Consider the following 7,865-nt stretch of genomic DNA (forward strand, 5'->3'; position numbering starts at 1 on the left):
CAGATTTTTTTAATATGTTAAAATTCTATCTTTGAATAATAAAATTAATAATAATGAAAAAAGCATTCAGTTTTCTTGGTATGGCAATTTTAGGAGGAGCACTTACTTTAGGTGGTTACAAGATGCTATTCAATGAACAAATAGTAGTAGAAAGAACAGTAGATAATCCTATAGAAACTGTTAGAGCAAATTATAATTCGAGTTATAAAAGCACAGGTGCTGTAGAAACATCTACAGACTTTACAGTTGCTGCAGATAAAACTGTACATGCAGTTGTACACGTTAAAAATACAGCAATTAGAACACAAACAAATAGAGCAGATCTTTACTTTGGTCGAGGAAGCGGACAGAGGCAATACGAGCAAGTAGGTACAGGAAGTGGTGTTATAATTTCTGCAGATGGTTATATTGTAACTAATAATCATGTAATAGATGGTGCAAGTGCATTAGAAATTACATTAAACAATAAAAAGAAATACAAAGCAGAATTAATAGGTAGAGACGCAGCTAATGATATTGCTTTATTAAAAATTAATGCAGATGTAGATTTACCTTATGTACCTTTTGCAAATTCAGATAATATTAAAATAGGAGAATGGGTTTTAGCAGTTGGTAACCCTTATAATTTAACATCTACGGTTACAGCAGGTATTATTTCTGCTAAAGGAAGAGATTTAGAAGGAAACAATAATATAGAATCTTTTATACAAACAGACGCTGCGGTAAACCCTGGAAATAGTGGTGGAGCTTTGGTAAACTCTAGAGGAGAATTAATTGGAATTAACACAGCAATTTCATCTAAAACAGGTTCTTTTATTGGGTATTCCTTTGCAGTACCATCTAATATTGCTAAAAAAGTTATAGACGACATTTTAGAGTTTGGCGCGGTGCAAGAAGCTATTTTAGGTATAACAGTAGATGCTAAGTACCAGGAAGAAGGCGTAAAAGTTTCAGACGTTTCTAATGAAGGAGGAGCAATTAAAGCTGGGTTAAAATCTGGAGATATTATTACAAAGATTAACAATGTAAAAATTTCTAAGTTTTCTGAATTAAGAGGGCAGTTAACAGCAAAAAGACCAGGAGAATCCGTTAGTATTACTGTAAATAGAGATGGCGTTTTTTTAGTAAAAGAAGTTAAATTAAGTAAAAAAGTAGCTTATACTTCTACCAGTATTAATGTAATTTTAAAAGACGTTTCTAAAAGTGATAAAAGTAAATACAATATTACTAGCGGAGTAAAAATTATTAAAAATCAGAATAAATACTTAATCTATTATGGTGTAGAAGAAGGTTTTATTATTACTAAGATAAATAAAAACCCAATAACTAGTGCCCAAGAAGCATCTGAATTGTTAGACGCTTCTTTAGGTAAAGGGAAACCCCTTTATATTGAAGGTATAAATTTAAAAGGAGAAAGAGAACGTTACGTTTTTAGATAGAATCTCAATTTAATGCATATTAAAATCCTGATTTATAATCAGGATTTTTTTTATTTTAAAAGTTTTAACGAAATCGATTTCGTATTCTTAAAAAATTAAATACTTTTGCCGAAAATTAAATAATAGTAACACAACTATGTCAACAAAAGTAAATTACAACGAAGAAGTTTTATCGCAAGCGCAAACAAGAAGAGCTACAGTAGAATTTATTAATATCGTAAACGATTTATGGTATGATAAATCTATAGAGTTAGTACTTTTTAGAAACCCTTTAATAGATAAAAGAGCTAGTGAAGTTCTTAATTTAATTGCATATGCTAGAGAGTTTGTAAGCAAACCAATCTCAATACAAGATGCATTAGATATTGCGAAAGCAATACAACAAATAGAGTTACCTTCTTCTAAATTAGATATTGGTAAGTTAGCATATGAATGTTATTTAAATTCAGTTAAAATAGAAGATAAAGTTGCCTTTGTTCAACAAAAATTAAAAGATGCAACTATAGCAAAAGACATTAAACCTAAAGATGTAGTTTTATATGGTTTTGGTAGAATAGGTCGTTTATTAGCAAGAGAATTAATGTCTAAAATGGGTAAAGGTTCTCAATTAAGGTTAAGAGCAATTGTTATTCGTGGCGAAATAAATGAAACGGTATTAGAAAAAAGAGCATCATTATTAAGTATAGATTCTGTACACAGAGATTTTTTAGGAACCGTAGAAGTAGATGTAGAAAATAATGCATTAATTATTAACGGTACTACAGTTTATGTAATTTCTGCAAAACAACCAGAAGATATCGATTATACAAAATACGGAATTAACGATGCATTAATTATAGACAATACAGGTGCCTTTAAAAATGATGTTGAATTAAGCAGGCATTTAAAAGCTAAAGGAGCAAGTAAAGTTTTAATTACAGCACCAGCAAAAGGAGTTCCTAATATTGTTCATGGTGTAAACCACAAACAAAATAGCCCAGATAACGTAGATATTTTCTCAGCAGCATCATGTACAACAAATGCAATAACACCTGTTCTAAAGGTTTTAGAAGATAATTACGGAATTAAAAAAGGACATTTAGAAACAATTCATGCATATACTAACGACCAGAATTTAGTAGACAATATGCACAGTAAATATAGAAGAGGAAGAGCTGCCGCTTTAAATATGGTTATTACAGAAACAGGTGCAGGAGCAGCAGTTTCAAAAGCAATACCAGCATTAAAAGGCAAATTAACTTCAAATGCAATTAGAGTTCCTGTACCTAATGGTTCTTTAGCAATTCTTAACTTACAATTAAACACAAGAGTTACAAAAGAACAAGTAAACTCTTTAATTAAAAAATATGCTTTAGAAGGCGATTTAGTAGAGCAAATTAAATATTCTATCGATAACGAACTAGTTTCTTCAGATATTATTGGTACAACTGCACCATCAATTTTCGATAGTAAAGCAACAATTACAGACAACGAAACAATTGTAATTTATGTTTGGTATGACAATGAATATGGTTATTCACACCAAGTAATTCGTTTAGCAAAACACATTGCAAAAGTTAGAAGATTTACCTATTATTAAGACACTCTTAGTGCAAATTCATTTAACAATTGTTAGATGTAAAAACCCGACGCATTTTTTGTGTCGGGTTTTGTTTTATTTTTTTTAGAAGCTATTTCCTGCTTTCCGCACTCGCTTTTTTGTGAAAAACAAAAAGAGCTCAAACAAATGCTTCAATCAGGGCTAAGTAAGTCTATAAAATATATGCAGGCTAAAAGTTTTTTAAAAGCTAAGAATCTATTGTGTTCAAAATTTAAACTTTCCTTAATTTAGCAATCAAAATAAAAAGCATGAAAATTAAATTTTTAATAATATCTATCTTATTTTTTACCCTTGGTGTAAATTCACAAGAAAAGTTGCCATACCATCAAATTCCAAAAATGGCAGAAAAGTATTCAGGCCAAAATACGTTGGCAAGAATGGTAGACGCTTTGGCTTTTAGATATTATTGGGCAACAGAAGGTTTGCGTGCAGAAGATTTAGCATACCAACCAAAAGGAGATGGTAGAAATTGCCAAAGAACTATTAACCATTTATACGACGTATCTAATATGATGCTTCGTTTGGCAAAAATAAATTTTAAACAAACAGTAGAAAAAGAAAAAATGACGTTTAAAGAAATGAGAAAACAAACACTTTTAAATTTCGAAGCGTTAAGTAATAAAATTAAAGCAAGTAGAAATTTATCAGAATTTACAATTAAAAAAGATGGCGAAATAAGCATTCCTTTTTTTAATGTAATTAATGGGCCAATTGCAGACATTATTTGGCATTCTGGGCAGGTTGCAAGTTTTAGAAGATCTTCTGGTAATCCTATAAACTCTAAGGTGAACCATTTTACAGGAACAGTAAGAGAATAAATATAAAAAGTCTCAATTTTAATTGAGACTTTTTATATTAAAATTTATTCTTCTTCAAATAAATCAATCTTACAATCTATTTCTTCATTTAAGAATTCATCTTTACTCATCCAATAATCAGAAGTAGTTAATCGATATGTATTTTCATTTTTTTCTAAATTCCAAATAACATCATTTGCTTCATCAAATTCTTCTTTAGCGTTTAATTGACTTCCAAATAAACGAATAACAACGTTGTGGCTATCTAAGTTTTTAGCAAAACATTTTAAAACAATTTCTTTTGTAATTTCTTTTGGTGAATTTAACAGAGGCGTAATTTCAAAATCTACCAAAGTTGCTTTAGTATTAGGAAACTTACCGTTATAAGCTTTATGTAATAACTGGTTTACATTAAAAAGTTGCTTGTGTAAATTAATTTTAGGGTATTCTTCAGAAATTTTGTCAACCAGCATTTCATAAGAAATAGAATCTATTTGTCCTTCATTTAAATTATTAGACAATTTATAGTCTAATACAATCGCAGCAGCCTCATGTGGCTCAAAATCTGCAATTGCCATAAATAATAATTCTTGTAATTCCTGTAAATCGTTACTTTCTTCGTTAGGAAAGTCAAATTTTTCTAAAAGTGCTTTAAAATCTTCTACATTCCATGCGTTTTCAAGCGTGTCAACTGTAGAAATTTTATGTATTTTTATAGCGTATTTCATTTTTTTATTTCATTTTTGAATGAATATATAAAATACGTTTTTTTTAATTCAAACACAAAGTTTTCGATAAATATATTATGACTGCAGAACATAGAATACAACAACTTCGAGAAGAGTTAAATAAGCATAATTATAACTATTATGTCTTAGATAATACAACCATTTCCGATTTTGATTTCGATATAAAACTAAAAGAATTAGAAAAGTTAGAAAAAGAAAACCCTATTTTTTTCGATGCAAATTCTCCAACACAAAGAGTAGGAGGAACCGTTACTAAGAATTTTAATACGATTGTACATAAAAACAGAATGTATTCATTAGATAATTCTTATTCTAAAGAAGATTTATTAGATTGGGAAAAAAGAGTTGAAAAAGTTTTAGGAACTACAGACTTAGAGTTTACTTGCGAATTAAAGTTTGACGGAGCTTCTATTAACCTAACTTATGAAAACGGACAATTTATAAAAGCTGTAACTCGTGGAGATGGTTTTCAAGGAGATGAAGTAACGGCTAATATTCGCACAATAAAATCTATTCCATTAATACCAAATGGAGATTTTGTAAAAGATTTTGAAATGCGAGGTGAAATTATTCTGCCTTTAGATGGTTTCATTAAAATGAATGAAGAGCGTGTAGAAAATGGAGAAGAAGAATATAGAAATCCTAGAAATACAGCTAGCGGAAGTTTAAAATTACAAGACAGTGCAGAAGTTGCAAGACGTCCTTTAGACTGTTTGTTGTATCAGGTAGTAACATCAGAAAGAAAATATAAAACACATTTCGAAAGTTTAGAACATGCTAGAAAGGTTGGTTTTAAAGTTCCAGAATCTATAACACTAGCAAAAACCATCGATGAAGTTTACGATTTTGTGAATTATTGGGATGCTAATCGCCATAATTTACCCTACGAAACAGACGGAATTGTTATAAAAGTAAATAATTTACAACATCAAGAAGAACTTGGTTACACTGCAAAAGCACCCCGTTGGGCAATTGCCTATAAGTTTAAAGCAGCACAAGTTTCTACAATTCTAAATGAAATTACATATCAGGTTGGTAGAACTGGTGCAATAACACCTGTTGCAAATTTAAATCCTGTTCAATTGGCAGGAACAACAGTAAAACGTGCATCTTTACATAATGCAGATCAAATAGCTAAATTAGATATTAGAGAAAAAGATACCGTTTTTGTAGAAAAAGGAGGAGAGATTATTCCCAAAATAATTGCTGTAGACTTTACAAAACGACCAGAAGATTCAGAACCAACAATATATGCAACCAATTGTCCGGAATGTAATACTGTTTTGGTTAGAACAGAAGGAGATGCAAAACATTATTGCCCAAATGAATTTGGCTGTGCACCACAAATAACAGGAAGAATTCAACATTACATTTCTAGAAAAGCAATGGATATTGATGGTTTAGGAGGTGAAACAGTAGATTTATTGCGCAAAGAAGGTTTAATTCAGAATTATGCAGATTTGTACGATTTAAAAGTAGCACAAGTAATTCCGTTAGAAAGAATGGCAGAAAAATCTGCACAAAACATGATTGCTGGAATCGAGAAATCAAAAGAAATTCCATTTGAAAAAGTGTTATTTGCACTCGGAATTCGTTTTGTAGGAGAAACAGTTGCTAAAAAACTAGCAAAACACTTCAAATCGATAGATAATTTAATGAATACAACGTTCGAAGAATTAATTAAAGCAGATGAAATTGGAGATCGAATAGCCCAAAGTATTATCGATTTTTCTAATAATTCAGGCAATATTCAATTAATAAACCGTTTAAAAACATACGGATTGCAATTAGAGGTTTCTGCAGAAAATTTAGAGAATCAAACAGAGTTGTTACAAGGACAGGTTTTTGTGGTTTCTGGCATTTTTCATCAGATGTCTAGAAACGAACTAAAAAAAGCCATAGAAGATAATGGTGGAAAAGTAAGTTCATCAATTTCTAAAAAAACAAACTTTATAGTTGCTGGCGATAATATGGGGCCAAGTAAACTTACAAAAGCACAAGATCTAGGAGTCGAAATTATAACAGAACAAGATTTTATAGATAAAATTAGTTAAAACATACTTTGGTCTTTAATTTGCAATAGATTTTATAAATCTCCAACAATACATTTTTTGAAGAAAATACTATACATATATATAATGACAATTTCTATACTCACTTTTTCACAAAAGCGAGATGTAGATTCATTGCCTAAAAACATAGATGAGTATCTTTTTGTAAAACCAGGAGATTCAATAATTATTCAGTTAAAAGAAATTGCCTTATTACCAAAACCTAAATTTAATTCAAAAGAAGACATTCGTTATTATTTATGGTTTAGAAAGAAAGTGTATAAAGCCTATCCATTTGCAAAATTGGCATCAGAAAGGTTAGATAGTTTAAATGTTAGACTCGAAAAAATAGAATCAAAAAGCAAGAAGAGAAAATACACAAGGTTAATTCAGAACTATATAGAAGGAGAGTTCACAGATCAAATTAAAAAGATGACCACAACAGAAGGTCGTATTCTTATAAAATTAATTCATCGTCAAACCGGTAAAACAGCATTTAATAATATAAAAGGACTTAGAAGTGGTTGGAAAGCGTTTTGGTACAATACAACAGCCAATATTTTTAAACTGTCTTTAAAAACAGAATACCATCCAGAAACTACAAACGAAGATTTTTTAATAGAAGATGTATTACAACGTGCTTTTCGCGATGATAAATTAGACGCACAAAAGTCTAAATTAAACTTCGATTTCATAAAGGCAATAGCATCTAGAAAAGCAAAAATTAATGTAGAAGAATACAAAGAGATGTTTGCAAAGATGCGAAAGAAAAAAAAGAAGAAGAAAAAGAATTGATTTTTTTAGTGTGTTCCCCCGCGAAAAGCGAGGTCGGGCTTTACATTATATCTTTTTATTGGTAACTAATTTCAGAACCTCTTATTATTTTTTAATTTATTTTCTCCTTAAAAAAGGCACTATTACTTATTTAAATATAAAAAGGATGTCATTTCAATCCCTAACACAAGCTAGTTTATAAAATTTAATCAATTTAAAAAGTTAAAATACCAGTTTAATTTAGGTGTTATTAAAACAGTAGAAAGGTTTTTTAATAACTAGAACTTTATTTTTAATTGGTAAGAGTCTTTTTATTAGCACTTTAAATATTTCATATAAAATAAAGGTTAAAGTATAGTTGTTAGATTAAAAATGAGTTGTATGTTTGCACCCGCTAACAGCTATATTGTTTTGTTAGTTTCGTTCATTAAAATTTGTTTTTAGATCTTTATCAA

Annotated in this window: 6 protein-coding genes; 5 read left to right on the plus strand and 1 reads right to left on the minus strand. The window is 29.6% G+C overall.

What is annotated here, in order from left to right; genetic code table 11:
• Nucleotides 1-53: 53 nt before the first annotated feature.
• From SHK09_RS08855 to SHK09_RS08865, 3 genes are all read left to right on the plus strand, one after another.
• The gene (locus tag SHK09_RS08855; protein ID WP_319810406.1) at nt 54-1,439 is read left to right on the plus strand and encodes a trypsin-like peptidase domain-containing protein; all 1,386 of its coding nucleotides are present in this window, start codon (nt 54-56) and stop codon (nt 1,437-1,439) included.
• A gap of 136 nt (nt 1,440-1,575) precedes the next feature.
• Nucleotides 1,576-3,018 (plus strand): glyceraldehyde-3-phosphate dehydrogenase, encoded by a 1,443-nt coding sequence (locus SHK09_RS08860; protein WP_319810407.1) that lies wholly within the window; start codon nt 1,576-1,578, stop codon nt 3,016-3,018.
• 269 nt (nt 3,019-3,287) lie between these two features.
• Nucleotides 3,288-3,857 (plus strand): hypothetical protein, encoded by a 570-nt coding sequence (locus SHK09_RS08865; RefSeq protein ID WP_319810408.1) that lies wholly within the window; start codon nt 3,288-3,290, stop codon nt 3,855-3,857.
• A gap of 44 nt (nt 3,858-3,901) precedes the next feature.
• Here SHK09_RS08865 and SHK09_RS08870 read toward each other — a convergent pair whose 3' ends face one another.
• Entirely contained in the window at nt 3,902-4,564 is a 663-nt protein-coding gene (locus SHK09_RS08870) for a hypothetical protein (RefSeq protein ID WP_319810409.1), read from the minus strand.
• Nucleotides 4,565-4,641: 77 nt separating this feature from the next.
• On the opposite strand from SHK09_RS08870, the gene ligA reads away from it, so the two are divergent.
• Nucleotides 4,642-6,639 carry an NAD-dependent DNA ligase LigA gene (gene ligA / locus SHK09_RS08875; RefSeq protein ID WP_319810410.1) on the plus strand — a complete coding sequence of 666 codons (1,998 nt, stop codon included), beginning with the start codon at nt 4,642-4,644 and terminating at the stop codon, nt 6,637-6,639.
• An 84-nt stretch (nt 6,640-6,723) separates the two neighbouring features.
• On the plus strand, nt 6,724-7,431 hold the full coding sequence (locus SHK09_RS08880; protein WP_413774277.1) for a DUF4294 domain-containing protein: 708 nt from the start codon (nt 6,724-6,726) through the stop codon (nt 7,429-7,431).
• Nucleotides 7,432-7,865: the final 434 nt, after the last annotated feature.

The organism is Polaribacter sp. PL03 (assembly GCF_033875165.1).
Taxonomy (GTDB): Bacteria; Bacteroidota; Bacteroidia; order Flavobacteriales; family Flavobacteriaceae; genus Polaribacter.